Annotated in this window: 17 protein-coding genes and 1 tRNA gene; 15 read left to right on the top strand and 3 right to left on the bottom strand. The window is 53.6% G+C overall.

Annotated elements, in window-relative coordinates; translation table 11 throughout:
• Nucleotides 1-131 precede the first annotated feature (131 nt).
• The 10 genes from VKV18_RS04285 to leuS all read left to right on the top strand — a co-directional run bounded on the left by VKV18_RS04285 (nt 132) and on the right by leuS (nt 14,949).
• Nucleotides 132-359: a hypothetical protein gene (locus VKV18_RS04285; protein ID WP_324202990.1), complete on the top strand. Its 228-nt coding sequence runs from the start codon at nt 132-134 to the stop codon at nt 357-359.
• A 111-nt stretch (nt 360-470) separates the two neighbouring features.
• Nucleotides 471-1,364, top strand: a complete 894-nt coding sequence (locus VKV18_RS04280) for a DUF1559 domain-containing protein (RefSeq protein ID WP_324202989.1) — start codon at nt 471-473, stop codon at nt 1,362-1,364.
• A gap of 99 nt (nt 1,365-1,463) precedes the next feature.
• Entirely contained in the window at nt 1,464-2,708 is a 1,245-nt protein-coding gene (locus VKV18_RS04275) for a tetratricopeptide repeat protein (RefSeq protein ID WP_324202988.1), read from the top strand.
• A gap of 43 nt (nt 2,709-2,751) precedes the next feature.
• Nucleotides 2,752-4,380 (top strand): CRTAC1 family protein, encoded by a 1,629-nt coding sequence (locus tag VKV18_RS04270; protein ID WP_324202987.1) that lies wholly within the window; start codon nt 2,752-2,754, stop codon nt 4,378-4,380.
• Between the two features lie 290 nt (nt 4,381-4,670).
• The gene (locus VKV18_RS04265) at nt 4,671-5,657 is read left to right on the top strand and encodes a tetratricopeptide repeat protein (RefSeq protein ID WP_324202986.1); all 987 of its coding nucleotides are present in this window, start codon (nt 4,671-4,673) and stop codon (nt 5,655-5,657) included.
• A gap of 61 nt (nt 5,658-5,718) precedes the next feature.
• On the top strand, nt 5,719-6,993 hold the full coding sequence (locus tag VKV18_RS04260; protein WP_324202985.1) for a tetratricopeptide repeat protein: 1,275 nt from the start codon (nt 5,719-5,721) through the stop codon (nt 6,991-6,993).
• A 2-nt stretch (nt 6,994-6,995) separates the two neighbouring features.
• Nucleotides 6,996-8,651 (top strand): CRTAC1 family protein, encoded by a 1,656-nt coding sequence (locus tag VKV18_RS04255; RefSeq protein ID WP_324202984.1) that lies wholly within the window; start codon nt 6,996-6,998, stop codon nt 8,649-8,651.
• A 218-nt stretch (nt 8,652-8,869) separates the two neighbouring features.
• Nucleotides 8,870-9,604 (top strand): basic secretory protein-like protein, encoded by a 735-nt coding sequence (locus VKV18_RS04250; RefSeq protein WP_324202983.1) that lies wholly within the window; start codon nt 8,870-8,872, stop codon nt 9,602-9,604.
• A gap of 114 nt (nt 9,605-9,718) precedes the next feature.
• A complete protein-coding gene (uvrB, locus tag VKV18_RS04245) occupies nt 9,719-11,800 on the top strand; it encodes an excinuclease ABC subunit UvrB (protein ID WP_324202982.1) in 2,082 nt (693 codons plus the stop codon).
• Nucleotides 11,801-12,291: 491 nt separating this feature from the next.
• On the top strand, nt 12,292-14,949 hold the full coding sequence (gene leuS / locus VKV18_RS04240) for a leucine--tRNA ligase (protein WP_324202981.1): 2,658 nt from the start codon (nt 12,292-12,294) through the stop codon (nt 14,947-14,949).
• Nucleotides 14,950-15,043: 94 nt separating this feature from the next.
• Here leuS and VKV18_RS04235 read toward each other — a convergent pair whose 3' ends face one another.
• The 3 genes from VKV18_RS04235 to VKV18_RS04225 all read right to left on the bottom strand — a co-directional run bounded on the left by VKV18_RS04235 (nt 15,044) and on the right by VKV18_RS04225 (nt 17,278).
• The gene (locus VKV18_RS04235; protein WP_324202980.1) at nt 15,044-15,817 is read right to left on the bottom strand and encodes a class I SAM-dependent methyltransferase; all 774 of its coding nucleotides are present in this window, start codon (nt 15,815-15,817) and stop codon (nt 15,044-15,046) included.
• Nucleotides 15,818-15,860: 43 nt separating this feature from the next.
• Nucleotides 15,861-16,880 (bottom strand): PDDEXK nuclease domain-containing protein, encoded by a 1,020-nt coding sequence (locus VKV18_RS04230; RefSeq protein ID WP_324202979.1) that lies wholly within the window; start codon nt 16,878-16,880, stop codon nt 15,861-15,863.
• Between the two features lie 315 nt (nt 16,881-17,195).
• Nucleotides 17,196-17,278 (bottom strand) — tRNA-Leu (locus VKV18_RS04225).
• A 99-nt stretch (nt 17,279-17,377) separates the two neighbouring features.
• Here VKV18_RS04225 and VKV18_RS04220 point away from each other — a divergent pair.
• From VKV18_RS04220 to VKV18_RS04200, 5 genes are all read left to right on the top strand, one after another.
• Nucleotides 17,378-18,319, top strand: a complete 942-nt coding sequence (locus VKV18_RS04220; RefSeq protein WP_324202978.1) for a 1-phosphofructokinase family hexose kinase — start codon at nt 17,378-17,380, stop codon at nt 18,317-18,319.
• 17 nt (nt 18,320-18,336) lie between these two features.
• Complete coding sequence (locus VKV18_RS04215; protein WP_324202977.1) at nt 18,337-18,810, top strand: twin-arginine translocase TatA/TatE family subunit; 474 nt, start codon at nt 18,337-18,339, stop codon at nt 18,808-18,810.
• Nucleotides 18,811-18,888: 78 nt separating this feature from the next.
• A complete protein-coding gene (gene tatA, locus VKV18_RS04210; protein WP_324202976.1) occupies nt 18,889-19,125 on the top strand; it encodes a twin-arginine translocase TatA/TatE family subunit in 237 nt (78 codons plus the stop codon).
• Nucleotides 19,126-19,177: 52 nt separating this feature from the next.
• Nucleotides 19,178-19,414, top strand: coding sequence for a preprotein translocase subunit SecG (gene secG, locus VKV18_RS04205; protein WP_324202975.1), 237 nt, complete (start codon nt 19,178-19,180; stop codon nt 19,412-19,414).
• Between the two features lie 52 nt (nt 19,415-19,466).
• Entirely contained in the window at nt 19,467-22,721 is a 3,255-nt protein-coding gene (locus VKV18_RS04200; RefSeq protein ID WP_324202974.1) for an FtsW/RodA/SpoVE family cell cycle protein, read from the top strand.
• The last annotated feature ends 76 nt before the right edge of the window (nt 22,722-22,797 follow it).

Below are 22,797 nucleotides of genomic sequence, written 5' to 3'. Positions count from 1 at the left end.
GCGAATGGCTATGCTTCTCGTATTCAGAGCACAATTGATATTGTGCTCTGCAGGAAGTGGGCTTAGCCGATTTTGCTCAAACCGCGGATGGAGAAGTTCGTAGAGAAAATATACTCATCGGGAGGAGTGATGTGAACAAAGAAGCAAGTCCGGCCATGATCGTTGCCGCTATCGTGGTGCTTGTGCTGATTTTGGCCTTTCTCGGCTGGCGTTACTTGCGAGGGCCGGCAGCACGTGCAGGAAGCAATCCTTATGCAAATGCTCCCGCAAATGTAAAAACCCCGCCTCCATATAACTCTAGCGCCGGTTCCGGGGGTGGCTCGCCTTATGCCAATATGCCTACTGGAGGCAAGCAGTAAGTGGCATACCGTTGTGCATCTTACTTACTGTCCAACTAGTTATCTTGATAATTGTTCAAGGTAACGAAAACTGTCAGAAAATAAAAACTGCTATATGAAAGGAGCTGCACTATGCAACAAACAAAATCAAAATCGAACAATGGGTTTACTCTGATCGAACTTCTCGTAGTTATCGCCATTATCGCGATTCTCGCGGCGATACTCTTCCCCGTTTTCGCTCAGGCAAGAGAGAAGGCACGCGCTATCTCCTGCGCTAGTAATCTCAAACAGCTAGGGCTCGCCTTTAAGATGTACACCACCGACTACGACGAGCACTATCCATTCGGTGGTTGGCGTCCGGCCGATCCGACCAATGGGGCTTCTGACGGTACTTGGGATTGGCAAAACTCCACGGCCCCCTATATTAAGAACAGAGGAATATTCCGCTGCCCGGATTCAACGGATTCGTTGGAGGACCCAAATGACCCAACATCTTGGCAGTGGAATCGCAATCCAGTAAGCTACCTCTACAACAATAACCTTGGAGTTAATCGCCAGCCCTTATCCGAAGCAGCGGTGAACGCCCCTGCCGACTGCTGGATGGTACTCGACGGACATTCCGACTGGAACTGTAATAATGTTACGCACGATGCATGCGGTGGTACAGACTGGATGGGACGTCGCCATACCGTGTGGAACATCGAAGACACCATCTGGGGTAACCGTGCCTCACTTGTTGATGGCTGGTTGAGCTGGCAAGGCTTCACTTGGGGACTTCCTCGCCATCAAGGGCGTGCGAACATCTGCTATGCTGATGGGCACGTGAAATCCCTCCCGGTAAGTCCGCAAGATCCCTCTAGCTTGAGTGTAGCACAGGGCAACCTTATATTCGGTTCCCAAACAAGTGGCTCTGGAGGAAGCTGCTACAAATGGTTCGAGCAGACCTATCCTTGGTGGAAGGTTGCCGACCCTATGCAGCATCAACCGCCGAATAGTCACTGGTGTCAGAACTGGGATAATCCTTAATTAGCTCACTCTCTTCTGTCAGGTTATCGAGTCTAATACTCGATAACCTGACAATCTTGACAATATTATATTTGTTTTTAGTGGAGTGAGTTAGTGGTAATGTCTCGAAGATTTTTGTTCCTAATAAGTTGTGGTGCGATTTTAGTAATCGGTGGGCTTCTTATTCGTCACAGTCGTTGGGCTGAAGAAAGAGAGCTGAAACGTTTCTCCGCTGAAGACCTCGCCTACCTAGTTCACGATAGACCGCAAGATCCTCTTGCCTTTTTGTACTACGGTATTTCATTACTAAAAAATAGGGATATCCCTGATGCTAAGTATGCCTTTCAGCGCACAATAAAGCTCGATCCAACTATGTATCGGGCTTATATGTACCTCGGCGATATCCAGATGCACGAGGGTGACTATGCAGCGGCACAAACCAACTTTCAGAAGGCTTGTGCACTTCAGCCGAACAACACAGCCCCCTTTCTGGCCTTGGCACAGGCCGACTATGCATTGGGTCTCGTCGCACATTCTGAAACCCCTCTGAAAAAACTCGTCCAGCTTAAACCCCGCAATGCCACCTACTGGTATCTGTTAGGCCGAGCCTATGGGGATGCGCATGAGCCGGACAAAGCCCTTACCGCCATGCAGCAGGCCGTAAAACTCGATCCAACAAAATCGCAATACTGGCAAGACCTTGCCCAATTGTCTATTCATTATGCGCGTTTTGCAGATGCCGAAAAACAGCTCAAAGCGGCCATTCACTGCGATCCTCTTGACTCTTGGAGTTACTATCTGCTAGGGTATGTCTACGCGAATGAGGGAGATACTCCAGCACTGCGTGGGCTAGCAGAGAAATGCTTTCTTCTGGCACTTACACGGAATCCGAATTTCAATTCCGCCTACTTTCAACTAGGCCAACTTTATGAGCGGCATGGGCAGTATGAAATTGCTAGTGCAAACTACCGCAAAGCTTTTCATCTCGCCCCCTCAGACGATCAGGCACTCTATCATTTAGGGTTATGTCTCGTACGTATGGGACAAGTACAACAGGGCCAAAAGCTGATCAGCGGTGCTCAAGCGCTTCAAAAAGCAGAACGAGATATTAACTACCTGCTCAAAAGAATTGTCGCCCAACCGCAAGACCCCGACTTACGGCTGCGATTGGCGCGTACCTATCGAAAGTACGGTGATTATGATGATGCTCTTTTTGAGTATCGAGTCTATGCATCTCTCGTGAAAAATCTTCAACCCTCCATATTGAACGAAATTATTACCTGTTCTAGGCTTCTAAATAAACAATCGCATATTCGGAAGTTCCATTCTTCTACGCTCCATCAGAACGATGAAATACATTCTTAGCCGCCGTGACGCAATGCGTCTTATCGTTGGAACGAGTGTGAGTATGCTATCTGGTTGTCGCTCAACTCGTTCTCACCTATCGCAGGTAAATCCTTTATTATCTCCAGATCCAAGCTATTTTGAAGACCGTGCCCTGTCCTCTGGTATAAACTTCCAGCTTGGGCATGGAGGTCGCTCTCCGCTTACGATCCTCGAAACGATGGGCACCGGTTGTGCTATCTTCGATTACGATGGGGACGGATACGCAGATATTCTTCTGATTGGACAAACCGGCACGCAAACGGCACACTGTAGCCTGTTTCATAACAACGGCAACGGCACGTTCACAGATGTAACGAGGGGGTCTGGCTTAGAACAACCCGGTTTGTACATGGGTTGTGCTGTGGGCGATTTCGACAACGATGGCCGCCCTGATGTCCTACTAACAGGTTACGGCGTTCTGCGCCTTTTTCGTAATTTAGGCCAGGGGCGGTTTGAAGATGTATCCAAAGATGTTGGACTTTATTCTCCATCACCAACGTCTTGGCATTCAAGTGCGATATTTGCCGATTTTGATCGAGATGGATACCTCGATCTTTATGTCGCCAGATATGTGGTTTTTAACTCTCATACGATCCAGCTATGTAACTACGGACAATACAAATCCTCTTGTGGCCCCATCTTTTATGACCCGCAGATAGGCAGCCTCTATCGCAACATCAAAGGACAAAGGTTTGAGGAGATCACTCAGGAGGCAGGGCTTACCGCCGCACACGGCAAAACGCTGGGTGTGGCAGTAGCAGATGTAAACGGCGATGGTTGGCCTGATATCTATCTGGCTAATGACGAGATGCCGGGTGACCTGTTCATCAACAATAAGGGAAAAGCCTTTCACAATGAAGGCCTACTTAGAGGAGTCGCGCTTAATGGAGCAGGCCAAATGCAAGGTGGTATGGGAGTAGATTTCGGAGACTATGATAATGATGGATTACTAGACCTCTTTGTTGCTACTTTCGAAAATGAACCCGACGTTCTCTATCAGGCCTCAAAATCAGGAATATTTATGGATATGAGTATTCCCCTAGGTATCGCAACGATTACCCGTCCACTCGTTGGGTTTGGATGCAAATTCCTCGATATTGATAACGACGGCTGGCTAGACCTCGCTATTGCCAACGGTCATATTCATGACAATGAAGACCTTGTAGATACTCAGGAACACTATCGTCAGCCGATGCTGCTTTTTCATAATCAAAACGGGCAGCTTTTTGCAGATATAACTGCTAAGGGCGGTATGGGTTTCACAACTCCAATGGTGGGACGTGGCCTTGCTATAGGAGACCTTAACAACGATGGGCGTATGGATATCGTCACTGTGGACTTAGAGGGCAAGGCTAGACTGTTAATTAATCAGTTTCCAAATCCCGGCAACTGGATTCGTATTACTCTAGAGGGACGACAAAGCAATCGGATGGGCATCGGCGCGCGTGTAACCGTCTATGCCGAAGGAAAAAGGTGGGTCAAAGAGTGCACGACAGGTGGAAGTTATCTTTCGGCGAGTGATGTTCGCCTTCACTTCGGGCTTGGTACCGCCAAAAGCGTCGAGAAAATCGAGGTACACTGGCCTAGCGGGAAACAAAGCATCGTCACTCCGCTACGTATTAACAGAGATATTACAATTGTTGAAACTTAAATTCAAATTCCAATCACGATAAGAATATGTCACGAGTCAATATCCGTTCAAAGCTGCATTCACTTACTCCGCTGCAAATTGTCCGCATCATAACACTATGCCTGCTTGCTACTGGCATTATTTACTTTATTCATATCGAAAATATCTCTGCGCATGCAGAATGGGTGCAAAAGGCTTCCATCGCAGAGTTAGAAACAGTTGCTAACGACCAACCTTGGAATGAAGATACCGTTCGGGCACTTTGTTACAGACTTATCGGCGAAGGTCGTACGACCGAAGCAGAAGCTCGCATGGCTCGCCTCCTAACCTATCATCCACACTCCATTGAGGATTGGATTGGCTATGCACGGTGTGCTGCAAATTGTAATCATCTGCATAAAGCCTTCGATGCCTATCAAAGAGTCCTCTCTTTCGACCCCCATAATGCCGACGCCCTCATCGCAATCGGGCAGATCGAGGCAAGAGCTGGCCTCTATACCGACGGATTGCACCATATTCAGCAAGGACTTGCCATTAACCCAAAAGCCTCTGTGGACACGATCAGCTACATTTCCTGTCTCATCGCACGTGCGCAGTGGTTAGAAGCATGGCAGTGGATAACACCTATACTGAAAGTTAATCCCACCTATGACGATCTCTACCCCTACGTCTATCGAATCGCACGACACCTTGGTAAACTGCAAGAAGCTGCCGAATACTTCCATACTCGTATTCAGATCGGGAACGAAGAACCTCCTTCTAGAATACATGCCTACCTTGCACTTATCAAAGTTTCTCAAGCTAAGACGCCACAAGACTACCTAGCAGCCGCCAAAGAAGCGCAACAGGAGGTTTGGGCGCCCATGCGATATTATGCGGGCGCCGTGATCTTGTTTCAGTGCCATGACCTCACGCATGCACTCAAACTAGTAAACAAGGGCTTGTCCCTACATCCTGGTGATATCGCTTTGCTACAGCTTAAAGAGACTATTTACCAGACGCAACACAAGCAGACACTCGCACACCAAATCTCCGATGAAATCGCCTATCAAGAGGGCTTCACGCCTCAAATTCTGATCCTACAAAAGCGCGTCGCACAGAACCCACAAGATATCGGCCTAGAACTCCAGCTAGCGCGCGCTCTCCAACAACATGGAAATTATGCAGCAGCGGCAGAGGTTTATCAACAGGTGTTACAACGGCATCCACATGATGAAGAGGCTTTGCAACAACTGTTGTTATGCCGACAAAATGCTCTGGATTCTTTAGATATAGCCGTCAAACAAGGTAAGCTATGATGCTCCCTATCCGTCAGCCAGGAAAAATCGAGAGGTTTACCAGGTTGGAGCCAAGATAGAGATGCGAACCCAGATAGACACACCAACAAAAGTGGTGCCCTCTACACAACAAAAAAAATGGCCCCATCTCTGGCCTATCAATGTTTGGCAAGCAGTTTTGATCGCGATTATGCTAAGCATCCTTGCTGCCGGACTTACTTGGTGGTTTGGCCCGTGGAGCCATAAATTCCATATCCGCCATATGGGCTTTTTAGAGCTTCACTGGTATACCGAAAGCCATCCTAAAGATGGCTATGCCTGGAGAGAGCTTGGCCTTCGATTGGCCCGCGACGGCGATGCGCAACTCGCTGAGCCGGCTCTCATCCAGGCCACCCTCCTTAACCCAAACGATCCGGAACCACCCACGGCCTTAGCGGAGATATACATCGCCAAAAAACATTATAAAGAGGCTTTTGAGCTTCTTAAATCGGTCACGAGTCGTTTCCCAAACTATGAGCTTGCCCACGTGGATTTAGGGCGCATCTATACCCATAAAGCTTCCTATCTCCATGCCGCCGATGAGTTCAAAACAGCCGTCAAGCTCGACCCCAAAGACTCGGTGGCGTGGCGCGAGCTGGGCATCTGTTACCTCCAAATGCAACAATCCGCCAACGCCGAGCAAGCCGTACAACACGCCCTCCAACTCGATCCTAAAAATCCCGACTATCTCGCCTTGGCAAGCAGTGTGGATGCGGCGGTGGGTAAGATAGACCGAGCCGTTGCCGAAGCCCGCCAGGCGGCCCTTCTTGCCCCTCAAAACCTACCTATCCAGTCGAACCTGTTGACTATCCTTCTCCAAAGTCCGCGCAACCCCTCCGATATCGCATTGGCAGCTCAGACGCTGGACTATATACGGCAACATGCCCCCACAGCGCCTCTCTTGCCCTACCAAGAGGGCCTGCTGGCGGAACAACAGGGGCATTGGCAAGAGGCCGTACACGACTTTGAACAGGCTATCCAACTTAATCCTTCCTATGATGCCGGCTACTATGCTCTTGGTCAGGCCTTCCAGCATATTGGGCGTACGGCAGATGCCGCAAAGCTTTTCGCTCTCTACCAAAAACGTCAAGACCTACGCCGACGTATTGAAGCCCTTCAGATCGAGTTGGGAAGCAATACGAATAATCCCAAACTCTACGTCCAACTTGCTAAACTGCAACTCCAGTTACCCGACCTTGCCGGGGCTATCGAAAGCCTTCAGAATGCCCATGAGTTAGCGCCAAACGATCCCACGATCACGGCTCACCTTCAACAACTTCAGCAGCTACAAAACGCCCAAGTATCCGTGGGTCCTTAGCTATGAGACATCGCATCTCACGTCGTCTATTCCTGCTTTCAGGTCTGCTAACCGGCTGTGGAATACATCGTCCTATACCCTCCACCCAGCAGGACCCTACCCCTATTGCGCCCTTCAAAAACACACAAAATCCCTCCCGGTCATCTATTCGTCTCACCGAAGTCACCGAACAAGCCGGCATTCACTTCTCCCTTGGACATGGCGGACGTAGCCCGTTAACCATCTTAGAAACGGCCGGTGGTGGCTGCGCCTTTCTAGATTATGACGCCGATGGATGGTCCGATATTCTGCTTGTCGGCCCCTATAATCTCGCCCTCTATCGCAATCGGCGGGACGGGACTTTTGAGGATGTTACGGCGCAGAGCGGGCTTGATCCGCACCGTTACTGGATGGGATGTGCTGTTGGCGACTACGATGGAGACGGCCTGCCGGATGTCTTTCTTTCCGGCTATCATTGCTACGCGCTCTACCACAACGAAGGAAAAGGACGCTTTCGTGAGGTGACCGCCGAGAGCGGAATCGAAGGGCTGGATTGGAGTATGAGCGCTGCCTTTGCCGACTTCACCGGCTCCGGACGTCTAGACCTCTTTATTGGACAGTACGTCCTTTTTAACCGCGATACCCCGCAAATCTGTACTGTCGGCAGGGCGCATTCGGCTTGCGGCCCGGAGATATATCAACCTCTATCTGGACACCTGTTTTTGAACGTGGATGGACGGCGATTCCGTGCTATTCCCTGGAAAGATACCGGCAAGACGTGGGGAGCCCTCGCCTCTCGCCTCCTCGATGGCCCTCATCCCGACCTCTATCTCGCCAACGACATGATGCCGGGAGACCTGTGGACCAACCAGGAAGGTCACTGGCGAAATGTAGGGGTGCTCACCGGTACGGCCTACGACGCCCAAGGTAATCTACAGGGAGGGATGGGCGTCGACTCGGCCGATTACGATAACGATGGCTGCCTCGATCTCATCGTTACCACCTACTTCGCCCAGCCTGCCTCGCTTTACCATAACGATGGAAATGGCCTTTTTCATGTGGTCAGCAGCCTCTGTGGCATAGGGCCTCCGACAATGCCCTATGTCAATTTCGGTACCGCCTTCGTAGACTTCGATAACGACGGTTGGCTCGATCTCATCCTCACCAATGGCCATGTGAGAGACAACGTTCATAGCTTCGATGCAGCCCAAACCTACGCGCAACCCGTCCAAGTATTTCATAATCAGAACGCTTACTTCACCGAAATATCTCAGGAGTGTGGCGTTGGTAACTTGCGCCTGGTAGGACGTGGCTTGACGATTGGAGACTATGATCACGATGGGCGCCAGGACGTGTTGATCTGTAACCTCGAAGGGAGATCGGTGCTGCTTAGAAACGTCTCCGAAGCCCATCACTGGCTTGAAGTGGTGCTAAGCCAACCCGGCATGAACAGAGCCGCACTAGGGGCGATGGTGACACTGGAAGCTCCTTCTCTGCGCCGCATTGCCGAGATTCGCACAAGTGGAAGCGTGCTCTCTGCCAGGGAACCCATCGCCCACTTTGGCCTCGGCGACTACTCCGGCCCGGTTACCCTACATATTCGCTGGCCTGATGGCAAAACACAACACAATTCCATCGAGCGCGTAGACCGGCGGGTTACCATCGTCCGTTCCGTTTAGAGTAGGAACAACGAGCTACTGCCCTTTCTCTCCGGCAAGGGAAAAGGCGAATGAAAGGTCAGGATAGTTGCCCCTTTGTCCATCGAACAGAGCGCTTACGGCCGGGCAAGCGCCTCCAAAAATAAAGGGTAGAAAGGATAACCTTCTCGACCGCTTTAACCCATATTTTCTCCGGGCGTGGTAAGATAATACATATTCACTCAGGGAGAAAAAGAAACTTGCGACGATACTTGGGTGTTTTGATCGGATTGTGGCTTCTTTCCGCCCCTCTCTTGACTACAGCACAACAGGCCTCTTTGGGCAGCGCCGAAACCCACGGCGCCCACAAAATTACGCTTCATGTCTCTGTGGATGCCTCCGAAGCGCCTGATCTCGGCCCCTGGCTGCAGCAGGCAAAAGACCTATGTGAAGCGTGGTATCCCAAAATCACCAAACTACTGGCAAGCCCCGGTTTCACACCGCCCGACCATGTTACCCTGCGGCTGCATATAATGAACGGCGTGGCCTACACATCCGGTAACGTCATCACTATCTCTGCCGACTATGTGCGCCACCACCCGGACGACCTTGGGATGGTGATTCATGAGCTAACTCACGTCGTGCAATCCTACCCACCCTCCAACGCCGGTTGGCTTGTGGAAGGGATCGCCGACTACGTGCGTTTCTTCTTCTATGAGCCGAAAGCGCCCAGGCCCTATATTGACCTTCAAAAAGCTACCTATCACGACGCATACCGCACCACGGCAGCCTTTCTCGCGTGGGCTTCGGCACGCTACAACAAACACCTCGTGCAACAACTGAACCAAGCGCTTCGTGAGGGGAAATTCGACATCTCTCTCTTTCAAAAATTGACCGGCAAAGATGTGGACACCCTTTGGAACGAGTTCGTCGCCGACATCAAGGCGGGAAAAGCAAGCCGGTTTGTCTCTAATGCTCCAGACATGATAAAGTAGCTTTCGTCATACCCTTCCGCCTAGAACCCGTAAGCAAAGAGGAAACCAACCCTAGTATAATTATGTATAGGATATAAGGTTCGCCGCTCAAGCGACAGGAAGGAGAAGGAGACGATGGGTGGGTTTCAGCTTGTTTCCGAGTACGCGCCGGCTGGAGATCAACCGCAGGCTATTGAGCAGCTCGTAGAGGGACTGAACAGAGGCATGCGCTACCAAACTCTTCTGGGCGCTACGGGTACCGGCAAAACGTTTACCATCGCCAACGTCATTCAACGGGTACAACGCCCTACCCTCGTGATCGCCCATAACAAAACCCTCGCAGCTCAACTCTGTTCGGAGTTCCGCGAGTTCTTTCCGCATAACGCCGTCGAGTTCTTCGTCTCTTACTACGACTACTATCAGCCTGAAGCCTATATCCCCCAGTCCGATACCTACATTGAAAAAGATGCGCAGATCAACGACGAAATAGACCGTCTACGCCATTCCGCAACGCAAGCGGTGCTAGAACGCCGCGATGTTATTGTGGTGGCCTCTGTCTCCTGTATCTACGGTCTTGGTTCCCCAGATGAGTATCGCCAGATCATCCTCTCTTTCCGTGTCGGCGAGTGCATAGACCGCGACGTGGCCATTCGGCGCCTTATTGATATGCAGTTTACGCGAAATAACCTCGAACTTACCCGCGCCACCTTTCGAGTACGCGGCGATACCCTCGAAATCCAACCCGCCGATGAAGAGATCATCATTCGCGTCTCCTTCTTCGGCGATGAGGTCGAGAAGATCGCCCTCGTAGACCCCGTAACGGGGGAGATCATAGGGACACGGGATGGAATCACCATCTTTCCGGCCTCCCACTTCGTTACCTCGCGAGAACGCCTTGAAAAGGCCATCCACTCCATTGAAGAGGAGCTTGCCGAACGCATCGCATGGTTTAAGAGCCAGGGCAGACTGCTTGAAGCGCAGCGCATCGAGATGCGCACCAAATTCGACCTAGAGATGATTCGGGAGCTTGGCTACTGCTCCGGCATTGAAAACTATAGCCGCCATCTCGACGGCCGCGCACCCGGCACCCCACCGAACACGCTTTTTAACTACTTCCCAGACGACTTCCTGCTCGTAATAGACGAAAGCCATCAGACTTTGCCTCAAATTCGCGGTATGTATAACGGCGATAAATCCCGCAAAGATGTGCTGATTGACTACGGTTTTCGCCTCCCCTCCGCGGCCGATAACCGCCCGTTAAAATGGCATGAGTTTGAAAGCCGTATCCATCAGGCCATCTTTGTGTCGGCAACCCCGGGTCCGTTCGAAAGAGAACATAGCGAGCAGATCGTGGAGCAGATCATCCGCCCCACCGGCCTGGTAGACCCCGAAGTGATCGTGCGCCCCACACGAGGTCAAATTGATGACCTTATCGGAGAGATTCGCAAACGCGTAGCGCTCGGTGAGCGCGTGCTCGTAACCACCCTCACCAAACGCATGGCGGAAGACCTTACCCAGTATCTTGAAGACCTCAATATTAAGGTGAACTACCTCCACTCCGACATCAAAACGTTGGAGCGCAACGAGATATTACGTAACCTCCGCCTCGGAGTTCACGATGTGGTAGTGGGCATCAACCTGCTTCGAGAAGGCCTAGACCTGCCGGAGGTCTCCCTTGTGGCCATTCTCGATGCCGATAAGGAAGGCTTCCTTCGAAGTGAAACCTCACTTATCCAGACCATCGGCCGTGCTGCACGCAACGTATCGGGCCAGGTGATCATGTATGCCGATAACATCACCGGCTCTATGGAACGCGCCATCGCGGAGACAAACCGTCGCCGCCAAAAACAGCTTGCCTACAACGAGGCGCACGGCATCACCCCCCAAACGGTGAAAAAGGCCGTCCGTGAGCTGATTGCAGCCGAGCGATTGGCGGAAGAGAAGGCGGAGTATTCCCATCAAAACGCCTTGAGCCGCCTCCAAAAGGACGCCGACACCATGAGCCTGGAAGAGGTTGAAACGGTAATCGCTCAGCTCGAAAAGGAGATGAAGGAGGCCGCGCGTGCTCTTAATTTCGAGTATGCCGCGGAACTTCGTGACGAGATCGCCGCGCTGAAAAAACTGCTGCCCGCTCAAAAACTCACCCACGACACGCCTTCAAAAGAGCGTTCGCACTCCATTGCCTATCCACAGAATGGCCGACGTCGCGCTCGATAGGTGGCTTAAACGTAGAGGTTTTGGTCTATGTGGCGAAACGCACTCAGAGGAACGCTTTATGCATCCGTACTGATAGGTTGTGCCCTCTTGCTGTGAGGACATCTCACCATTCGTCCTTGTCGCAATCGCGTCAGGGCGGACTTGACGGTCTCGGTCGCCTTGATACGGTCTTGTATGTGCAGGCCGGCGACCAAGTTGGATACCGTTTGCTGTTCGACTGTTGGGCCTTGAGGGGGAGGGCGCCCTACCCCAGAAAATCTTGCGATTTTCTGGGGCCCCTGCATCGTTTTTGAGGGGGAAGGTCTAAGGAGAGAACTATGCATTCGGCATCGTAGATGTTACCGACCGCCCACGATGGGATTTAGCCACCGCCATGCACGACGCGAACCTACAGCTGAATAGAATGCATGAAGAGGCCAGAACCTCTGTCGCCGCCAAATAGTTTTCATGTCGCTTGATAGACCGCTCTCAAGTCGCGTATAATAGACACTATGAGCGCAGAGAACAACAGTGTCAGCCAGTACGATTTTCGAGCCATAGAGCGCAAGTGGCAGCAGCGCTGGGAAGAGGCCCAGCTTTTCCGCGTTGAGATTCGCCACGACCGCCCCAAATTTTATGGCCTTGACATGTTTCCTTACCCGTCGGGTGCCGGCTTGAGCGTGGGACATTGCCGCAACTACATCCCCTTGGATGTCGCTTGCCGTCTCAAAGTGCTGCAGGGCTACAACGTGCTGCACCCTATGGGCTGGGATGCTTTCGGGCAACCAGCAGAAAACGAAGCCATTAAACGCGGCCGCAACCCCAAAGAGATGGTGCCGGAATATGCGGCTAACTACCGCCGTCAATTAAAACTCGTTGGCATCTCCTACGACTGGAGCCGCGAGATCAACTCTAGCAGCCCGGAATACTACCGTTGGACGCAATGGATTTTTCTGCAGCTCTACAAAAACAACTTGGCCTACCGGGCCAATGCGCCCGTCAACTGGTGCCCGCAATGCAAAACGGTGCTGGCCAACGAAGAGGTTGTGAACGGTCGCTGTTGGCGCTGTGGCAGCCCGGTGGAAAAACGCCAGGTGCCCCAATGGTTCTTTCGCATCACAGCCTATGCCGAAAAGCTGCTCGAGGGACTTCAGCGCGTGAACTGGCCCGAAGGGGTAAAAGCGCTGCAGGCCAACTGGATCGGGCGCAGCGAAGGGGCCGAAATCGTCTTCCCTGTGGAGGGGCATTCGGAGACTATTTCCGTCTTCACAACACGCCCCGATACGCTGTGGGGCGCCACCTTTATGGTGTTGGCGCCGGAACATCCTCTGGTAGATAAACTCACTACGCCCGAATATCGCGCCCAAGTAGAAGCCTATAAAGAACGCGCCCAGCGTACCTCCGAGATAGACCGCCAAAACGTCGAGCGGGCCAAAACAGGGGTCTTCATTGGGTCTTATTGCATCAATCCCATCAATGGCGAACGTATTCCCATCTACATTGCCGACTATGTGCTTATGGGCTACGGCACGGGAGCCATTATGGCCGTTCCCGCTCACGACCAACGCGACTTCGAGTTCGCCAAGCGTTATGGGCTGCCTATAAGGCTGGTCTATCGCATCAGCGAGGAGCAGACGGCGGAAACCTTGACGGAGGCCCTGCCCGACGGCGGTACGATGGTAAACACCGGCCCCTTTGAAGGCTTGCCTAACACCAAGGAGACTATTGCTCGTGTTATTGCCTACCTAGAGGAGAAGGGCATCGGCCGCGGCGTTGTCACCTACCGACTCCGCGACTGGCTGATCTCGCGCCAGCGCTACTGGGGAGCACCTATTCCCATTGTCCACTGTCCTACCTGTGGCGAGGTGCCTGTGCCGGAAGACCAGCTGCCGGTGCTGCTGCCTCCGGTGGAGCGCTACGAGCCGACCGGTACCGGCGAATCTCCGTTGGCAGGGATACCGGAGTTTGTCAATACCACCTGCCCGCGCTGTAAGGGGCCTGCCCGTCGAGAGACCGATACGATGGGCGGTTCGGCCTGCTCGTCCTGGTACTATCTGCGCTTCGCCGACCCGCATAACGATAGGGAGGCCTTTAGTCAAGAGGCTGTGCGCTACTGGCTTCCTGTTGATCTCTACGCCGGCGGTGCAGAGCACGCCGTAGGCCATCTCCTCTACGCCCGTTTCTGGACAAAGGCGCTCCACGATATGGGCTACCTGCACTTCGACGAGCCGTTCCTCACCTATCGTAATCAAGGGGCCGTACTGGCTTACACGCCCGGTCGGGAGGTGGGGAAAGAGGAGAGCAGTGAGGAAGAGGAGATCGGCGCCGATGAACCCATTGAGAACTGGAAAGTCCTCAAGCCGGAAGAGCGTGAGACGATTCCCCCAGAAAAGTGGGTCTGGCGTTGGGTACGCATGAGCAAAAGCAAAGGGAACGTGGTAACGCCCGACGAGATGGCGGAGCGCTATGGAAGCGATAGCCTGCGTCTGTTCCTGCTTTTCGTGGCTCCCTATGAGGAGAACGTGCAATGGTCCGATAAGGGCATGGAGGGCGCCCATCGGTTCGTCAACCGCATTTGGCGCATCTGGAACGAACTGCGCCCCCACTATCGCGCTGACTGGCGCCAACATATGCCGCCATTAAGCGAGTTGTCTCCCGCCGATCGCACTCTGCGTCGGAAACTGCATCAAACGATTCGGAAGGTTGAAACCGATATCGAGCATTTCCGCTTTAACACGGCGGTTGCGGCTCTCATGGAATACACCAATGAGCTTTCTGCCTACCGCAATGCAGTGGCGAATCGAGAGCCAACCCCGGTCCAAGCCTATCTTATATCGGAGGCTTTAGAGACTCTACCCATCCTCTTCTCTCCCATCACCCCCCATATGGCCGATGAATGGTGGGAACGTTTGGGGAAAGAAGGGTTTACCTTCAACCAATGCTGGCCCGAATACGATCCCGAAGTCGCCAAAGAAGAGGAGATCACGGTGGTGGTGCAGATCAACGGAAAGATTCGCGACAAGCTGCAGGTTGCCCCAGAAACCCCCTCTGACGAGCTAGAGCGCCTGGCGCTCGCCTCTGCCCGCGTGCAATCCGAACTGAATGGGCGCGTTCCTCAAAAAGTGATCGTGGTGCCACAAAAGCTCGTCAACATCGTGGTAAGCAAATAGAACATTGCAGACAAATCGCGGCTTCCGATAGGGTCGTTCTGATTGAGGCGAACGGCGCGGGGGCTGACCATGGGCAGAGGAGGGCGAGGCGACCTTAGGAGACTTTCTGCACCATTATCCCACCTTCAATCACTTCAAAACCATCAAAAGAGCCGTAGGTCGCAAGCACCCAAGCATGTAGCTCCTTCATCACCGAATCGTGAACCTCATCGGGAACGCGCCATAAGCGTGACCAGACACGCTTTTGCAGGAAGTCAACAGTTTGGGCAATCGGGGCTTGCCACTGCCAGTGTAAATGTCGGGTGTCCAACACCTCAACGACCTTTCCTTGCTCTTGCAGCCACCGTGCAATTTCACTGGAATGGGCCCCCTGATAGCCTGGAATCTCAAAGCGTCCTCTAAGCAGCTCATGGTATTGATGACGAATACGCGAATGCTCCCCCTGGTTCCAAACGAGCAGCAAAACCCCGTTGGGCTTGAGCACGCGAAACGCCTCCTGCAGCGCCTGCTGCCAGTTTGGAATAAGATGTAGAATGTGGGCCATGAGGACAGCATCGAAAGCCTGATGGGTTAGCCCAAGGGCGGTGAGATCGGAACGAAGAAGGCGAATGGGCAGGGAGGCAGAGGGCATTTTAGAGCGCAGTCTGGCCAGCATTCGTTCGGCAATGTCTACTCCAACCACCCGCACTCCGTGTACGGCCAAAGGCAGTGCAAAGCGTCCCGTGCCGGTAGCGGCGTCGAGCAGCAGGCTTTGTGGGGAGAGAGACGCGGCGCGGCAGAGGAAGGCGGCAATACGGTGAGCGGCATGCGCAGGCAGATAGCGACTGGCATCGTAATCTTCGGCAACGCGATCAAAGTTGACCGGCATTTTGGTGAATCTCCGCAAGGCGTTTGGAGAGGAACCCTCTCTTTTAGCCATTCTGATCGTCCGATAAAAGCCTTTCCAACTCACTCTGTAGCTGCGCTTTGTCGGGCAGATAGAGCTGATATTTACTTACGAAGAGCTGGTTGTTGACGTTCTCGGTGGCATATTCTACCAGAATGTGGTCTCGGTAAGCTCCCAACACAATGCCAATAGGCGGGTTATCGCCCTCGACGTTTTCCTCTCTTGCAAAGTAGTTTAAGTACATGTTCATCTGCCCGATGTCGGCAGGCTCTATCTCACCGCTCTTGAGGTCAATAAGTACAAAACACTTCAGAATGCGGTGATAGAACACCAAGTCCACACAAAAATGCCGGTTCGCCAGTGTGATCTTATACTGCCTGCCCACAAAAGCAAAACCCTTACCCAGCTCCAACAGGAACAGCTCTAGGTTCTGAATAAGCTTCTGTTCTAAATCGCCCTCCACATAGGGCTGTTGGGGCCGTATGCCCAGAAACTCGAACACATAAGGGTCTCGGATTAGGTCCTCTGGCTGTTGCACCTCGCTGCCTTTTTGGGCGATCTCTAACACCTCCGCCTTGTCCTTACTCAACGCCAAGCGATGAAAGAGCATGCTTTTCATCTGGCGCTTTAGCTCCCGCACGCTCCAGTTCTCCTTCTCGCATTGCCTGGCGTAGAAACTTATCTCCAGGTCGCTGTCGGCTTTCAGAATCTCAAAATAGTGGCTCCAGGTCAATTGGTGAGACAGTGTCTCACTTTTTGGGAAGGCGAGGTAAAATTTGCGCATATAGACTAAGTTAGAGCGGCTGAACCCTTTGCCGAACTCAAGGGTGAGGTCTTTAGAGAGACGGTCGAGAAGTTCGCTACCGTACTCGGCCTTGATATTTCCGTTCTGTTCAAACTCCACGATATGGCGTCCGATATGCCAATAGGTCTGCAGCAAAATCGTGTTGACCGTTCGGCCTGCCTGCTCTCTCCCCCGGCGTAACAACGTACCGATTTGCTGTTTAAGCTGCTGATAATGCGCCGGGACGATCTCGTTATCCATCTCTTTCCTTTCTGTGGCTTCGCACTGTAGAATGCAGAAAAGACGATCTTTTCGGCCTACTCTAAGACCTGTAGTGTCCCATCGGGACTTACATGGCATTGTGCCCGCTTTGGTAAGGGGTGCACAAAAACACAAAAGGTTCCCATAGTACGCCATGCTTTCACGGCGGAAACAAACGTTAGAAAGAGAAGAGAGTCTATAACAGGGAAAAGGCAAACAGGCTCGCCTCGTTAGGAGGCCGATATTTAGCTACTACGGGAACGAAACAAACCTATCTGCAGCGGTTCGATGGAGCTGCCAAGCAAACTACAATAATGCCCAGGAGAGGAGTCGAACCTCCAAGCCCTTTCGGGCACTGGTACCTGAAACCAGCGTGTTTACCATTTCACCACCTGGGCACAAGATCAAGACGAGCACGACCGAAGACGTTTTTAGTATAACCAGATAGGGTAAAATTTGTCAAGTGGAATATCGGTGGCCGGGAGGGCAAAGTCCGTTTGATTCTCACTGTAACGCTCAATCCCTGTGTGGATAAGACCTATTTGATAGAGGACTTTGCCATCCATAAGCTCAATCGGCCTTCGCAAGCGCTTACCGTTGCCGGCGGCAAAGGCCTGAACGTGGCCAGGGTCTACACCCGTCTGGGTGGCAAGGCGCTCGCAACCGGCCTACTAGGCGGGTACAACGGGCATATCGTTCAAACCGCCCTTGCGGGTGAAGGCATCGCCCACGATTTCGTAGAGATCAGTAAGGAGACCCGAATCTGCATCAAAGTCGTGGACCCTCTGCACAAAACAGAGACGGAGATCAACGAGATAGGGCCTCCCGTTTCCGAATCGGAGATGCTCCGTTTTATGGAACGTTTTGAATGGCTATTAGCAAGCCATTCTTTTGCGGTTGTGGCCTTCTGCGGCAGTTTGCCGCCCGGCATCGAAGCCGACTTGGTGAAAACGATTTTGAGAAATGCGCAACAGGCTGGAGCCAAAACCGTACTGGATAGCAGTGGCGCGGCACTGCAGGAAGGGGTTTTGGCCGGCCCCTGGTTGGTAAAGCCAAACCGCGTGGAACTGGAGGAGCTTTGGGGGCATCCGATATCGAGCGTGGAAACGGCTCGACGCGCGGCAACCGAGCTGCGGAAGAGATATGAAGTTGACGTTTTTCTGTGCACGTTAGGGGCAGAGGGCGCTCTCTGGATGACGGAAAAGGAGGCCTATCACGTAAAGGCGCCACAGGTGAATGTGATGAGCGCCGTTGCCTCCGGCGACAGTTTTTTAGCCGGCCTGCTATTGGCCTTAGAAAAAGGCGATTCCGTCGAGAACGCCTTGCGCTTGGCTGCAGGGGCAGGCGCTGCCAACGCCGAGGGTTTAGGTGCTGGCTTCTGCAATGTAGCCACCGTGCAGAGATGTGCCGAACAGGCGCAGGTTTCGCGGCTAGCGTAGTGGGGAGATAAGGAAAGATGCTTGCATTTCTAGATAGTCCGGTACAACTCATTGCCGTGGCGGTTGTGCTGCTGATCGTTTTTGGGCCTAACAAGTTGCCGGAAATACTGGGGCAGCTTGGCAAGGCTATGCGCGAGTTTCGGCGCTATACCTCCGAGCTGAGCAATACGCTGAATACGAGCTACTACGATAGCTCTTACCAACCAACCCGATACGACAGCTACGGCAACCCTATTTCGGATCAACAGAATAACAACAACGGCTATTCTAGCTCCTCGTATCGGCCACCGTACGACGGAGTGAACATGTATTCGGCCTACAGCAACATTAATGAGCCGCCAAAAGGCGATGCCGCCGCGCCCGCACTGGCGCCGACTGAAGAGGAGAACGCCTCTCAAGGGATCACAGAGGGCACCCTGGGAACGGCGTTTCAGGAAGGCCCTCAGATTGCCATTCGCCCGGCAGAAGGAACGGTGCCGCGCAAGGAGTAGATCGGGTTTGTGGCCGAAATGTGCCAAAATTCCGTAAACAAAATAGGCTAAAAACGTTGTGAAGAGGGGAATAGAGAGATGATCGCCAATATCTTTACGAATGACTGGGGATGGCTCATCGTCCTCGTAGTCATTGTGGTACTCTTCGGAGGCTCCCGCATTCCAGAGTTGATGCGAAACCTGGGACGGGGCAAGCGCGAGTTCGAGAAAGGTCTTCGCGGCGAAGATGAGGATGACGAGCTGCGCCGAGAGCGCGAGCGAGAAGCCGAAATCCGACGCCGCGTTGAAGAAGAGATGCGACGTGAAGGGCGTTAAAGCCCTTTCCATACACCAAATAAAGCCTTCATAGGAGATTGAAGAAGAAAACATGGCCATTGTGCATGGTTTGTTGGGTGTGCTTATCTTTGTGCTCTCGGTGGCCCTCATCTACGTCATCACCATTCAGGAGAGCAAAATTGATGGACTGCAGGGCCAGATAGGCTCGGCCTCCGTCTCGACCTTCAAAGGGAAAGCCGGCAAAGAGGAGCTGCTAAACTCGATAACGGCGCGGCTGGCAGCTGTCTTGTGCATCTGCTTACTGATGTATGCCATTCTTGGGCGTTAGCTCAAAGCGATAGGGTGAAGCCGCATCGGTGGCTCCGTAGGAACCGTTATACATGGAGGGGCAGCAGAGCAGACGCCGTCAACGCCAGATTGAGCGACGGCTTAGTCTATCGGCTTGCGTGCTGCTGCTCTGTGTTTTCCTTTTGGTGTTTTTTGCCCGTTGGCGTGCCGAGATTCCGGCCAATACTTTGCTCGTCAACCAGGTTAGCGCGGATACCCTCGCCATTTCGTTGAACGTAGACATCGGCGTTGCCCAACAGATTGTAGCCTACCGCGAGGTACACCGCGGGTTTTCGAGCGTGAACGCGTTGCTGGGTATACCGCTTTTTCCAAAGAGCCAGTGGCCCTCGTTAGAGGAACGACTTTCGGCCTCCCACCTCGATTGGCATACGGCGAACCCGACACAGTTCGCCGCCGTGCTCCACATTCCCCTCTTCCAAGCGGCACGACTTGCAGCCTTTCGCGATTCCCTGCTTACCCAACTCTCCCCAGAGCGTGTGGGACGCCTCACCCCTCCGTTTCTCATCGAAAAAGCTACCCTATTAGACCCCACCACCAAGCCGCTTCTAAAAAACTATCTCGTAAGGCGTCCCTCCACCGTTTTTTGGCACTTCTGGATCGTGGCCGGGCTGCTCTGTCTCCTTCTCTTTCTTCTGCCCCCTTGGCTACGCAATCGCGCTCGAGTGTTCGGCGATCCCTTCCTTGTGCCTCTGGTCTTGCTTCTGTCCGGTTTCGGAGTGGCCCTTCTGTTTAGCCTGCGCGATCCTTTGCGCGACTCGGAAGACTATCTGCACCACGCCTATGGCATCTTCTTGGGAATAGTTCTGTTGGTTCTCTGCGCTCGAATCGCGCCAGAGCACCGCCGCCAATGGCTGCAGCGCTACCGCTATCTGTGGGGGCTTGGGGCGGCCCTATTGCTGCTGCTCCTATGGCTCTTCGGAGGGGGGCCGGGCGGGGTTAGGGTAACCTTGTTTGGGTTTCAACCCGTGGAGATCGTGCGGCTGCTTGTCGTCTTCTTTCTTGCAAGCTATCTGGGCGAACGCGCTACCGATCTAGCGGAAAAGACCTCTAAAAAAAGAGGCTGGCAACTCCCCTCGTTGGCCGACCTCGGCCCCATTGTGGTGCTGTTCGGGTTCACGCTGGTTCTTTTCCTGGTTATTAAAGACCTCGGGCCGGGGCTTTTACTCTTCGGAGCCTTTATTCTCATGCTGATGCTCACTACCGGAAGCAATGGCTACCTTTGGAGTGGTCTTATCCTTATGGGCATCGGTAGCTATATCGGCTATCATTTCCGAATTGGGGTTTTTCCGGTAAGGGTGGATATGTGGCTGCATCCCTGGAAAAACACACACCCTCAAGGAATGCAGCTCGGCCAGGCACTATGGGCTTTCGGCTCCGGAGGATGGAGTGGCACCGGCTTGGGGCTTGGCATGCCGCGCGTGTTGCCTCGCGGGGAAGACGATCTGGCCTTCGTGGCCTGGAGCGAAGAGGCGGGCTTCATCGGGGCTTTCTTAGTGGTGCTGATCTTTTATGCGCTCATTGCGCGGGGACTGGCCGTCGCCCGCCAGGTCGCAAACTCCACCGATCGGGCGCTTGCCTGTGGCCTTACCGCGATTCTGATCATGCAGGTGCTGCTTATTTTAGGAGGGGTCACCGGCCTCACACCGCTCACGGGCATTTCGCTTCCCTTCCTCTGCTATGGCGATAGCGCCCTCCTTTCCAGCTTTGTCCTCATCGGGCTATTGTTGGGCATCTCGGCAACGCCTCGCCGTGCCGAGGAGGCCGAGCCTTTGCGGCCTGCACTGCTTTCCGTTTCCAAAAAGCTGGAGCGAGGCGTTGCCTTTTTGCTACTAGGGGTCATCGGCTTGGGACGATTAGGGCAGACAATGGTGTTGCAGGCCGATCGGTTTGCGACCCACCCCATCTACACGCCCGACCGAGATGGCGTGGTGCGCGCCCACTACAATCCACGCCTGTTGGCCATTGCCGAGCGCATTCCGCGAGGTACCATCTACGACCGGCAAGGCCGCGTTTTGGCCACCTCTCGCCCCACCGAGATATTGAAGCTTGTGCCCGACCGGCAGCGCGCTGTGCAGCTGATCGCCCAACACCGCCGCTTCTACCCGCTTGGGCCGTGTGCGGCCTCCCTCATCGGTGTGGTGAATCCGGCAATAGGAGGCCCATCCGGCTTGGAAAAGGCGTACGACGCCGTATTACGCGGCTATAACCATCTCTCAGACCTTATCCAAGACTATCGTGCCAAAGACCTTCCGGGCTACCGGCCTCGCAGAGGCGGTGACCTGCACCTCACCGTGGATGCGGCGCTGCAGAGCATCGCCTATAACGCACTGGCCGCCGTGGCCGATAAGTTGAGCGGTAAGGGGGCTTTGGTGGTATTACAGCCGACAACCGGCGATGTGCTTGCGGCCGTAACGCTCCCTTCGTTTAACCCCAATGCGCTCACGCCCACCTCCTATCATCAGATGCTTGCCGGAGGGACGGGAGGCCCCCTCTTCGATAGGGCGCTCGACGGCTTTTATCCACCGGGTTCTACACTAAAGGTCGCCACAGCGGCCTGCGCGTTGGATCATCTTCCAAACGCCCTCCACATCGCCATACCTTGCAATCGAGTGGCTACAATTCGGTGGCACGTGGGGAAGAAGGTGTATTCCCGAGTCGTTCACGATGATCCGCACGACCCTGCCTTCGGCACCATCACCATGCCTGAGGCGTTTCGGGTGTCGTCCAACATCTATTTCGCCACCCTGGCCACTCGCATCGGGCCGCAGATGTTTCACGATAGTTTGCAAGAGGATATGGGGTTCAGCCACGTGCCCCCACTGACCGATTTTTACGCCGATTTGGCCGACCTCGGCTACGGTCAGGGGCGCATGTTGGCCTCTCCGATGGAGATGGCCGTCCTGGCCGCCTCGGTGGCGAACGAGGGAAAGCGCATGAAACCCCGCTTGGTGGCGAGCCTCAAGACATTTCACCAAGAGGAGCAAAATGAGGAGCTGCCGCCGATGCAGGTGGGACAGGCTATGACACCCCAGACCGCAGCCACTCTTCAAGGGCTAATGCGAGGCGTGGTGACAAACGGCACGGCAGCGGGAATTTTTAACGATATCGCAGAGCCTGTAGCCGGAAAGACCGGCACCGCGCAAACGGGTATTGCGGGCGCCAAGCCCCACTCCTGGTTCATCGGTTTTGTTCGTCCCTATGCTTTTGCCTGTGTGATCGAAAACGGTGGCTACGGTCGTTCGGCCGCGGCCGTTGTCTGTCACAACTTTCTACGCCGCCTCTATTAGGTTGCTTTGGCGCGCAGATAAAATTTTTGCAAAATGATGCCGAAAAAGTTGACAACAGGAACGCCGGTATGTTATA

Origin of the sequence: Chthonomonas sp. (assembly GCF_035294505.1) — a bacterium.
Taxonomy (GTDB): domain Bacteria; phylum Armatimonadota; class Chthonomonadetes; order Chthonomonadales; family Chthonomonadaceae; genus Chthonomonas.
This window is presented reverse-complemented; position numbering and strand designations above follow the sequence as displayed.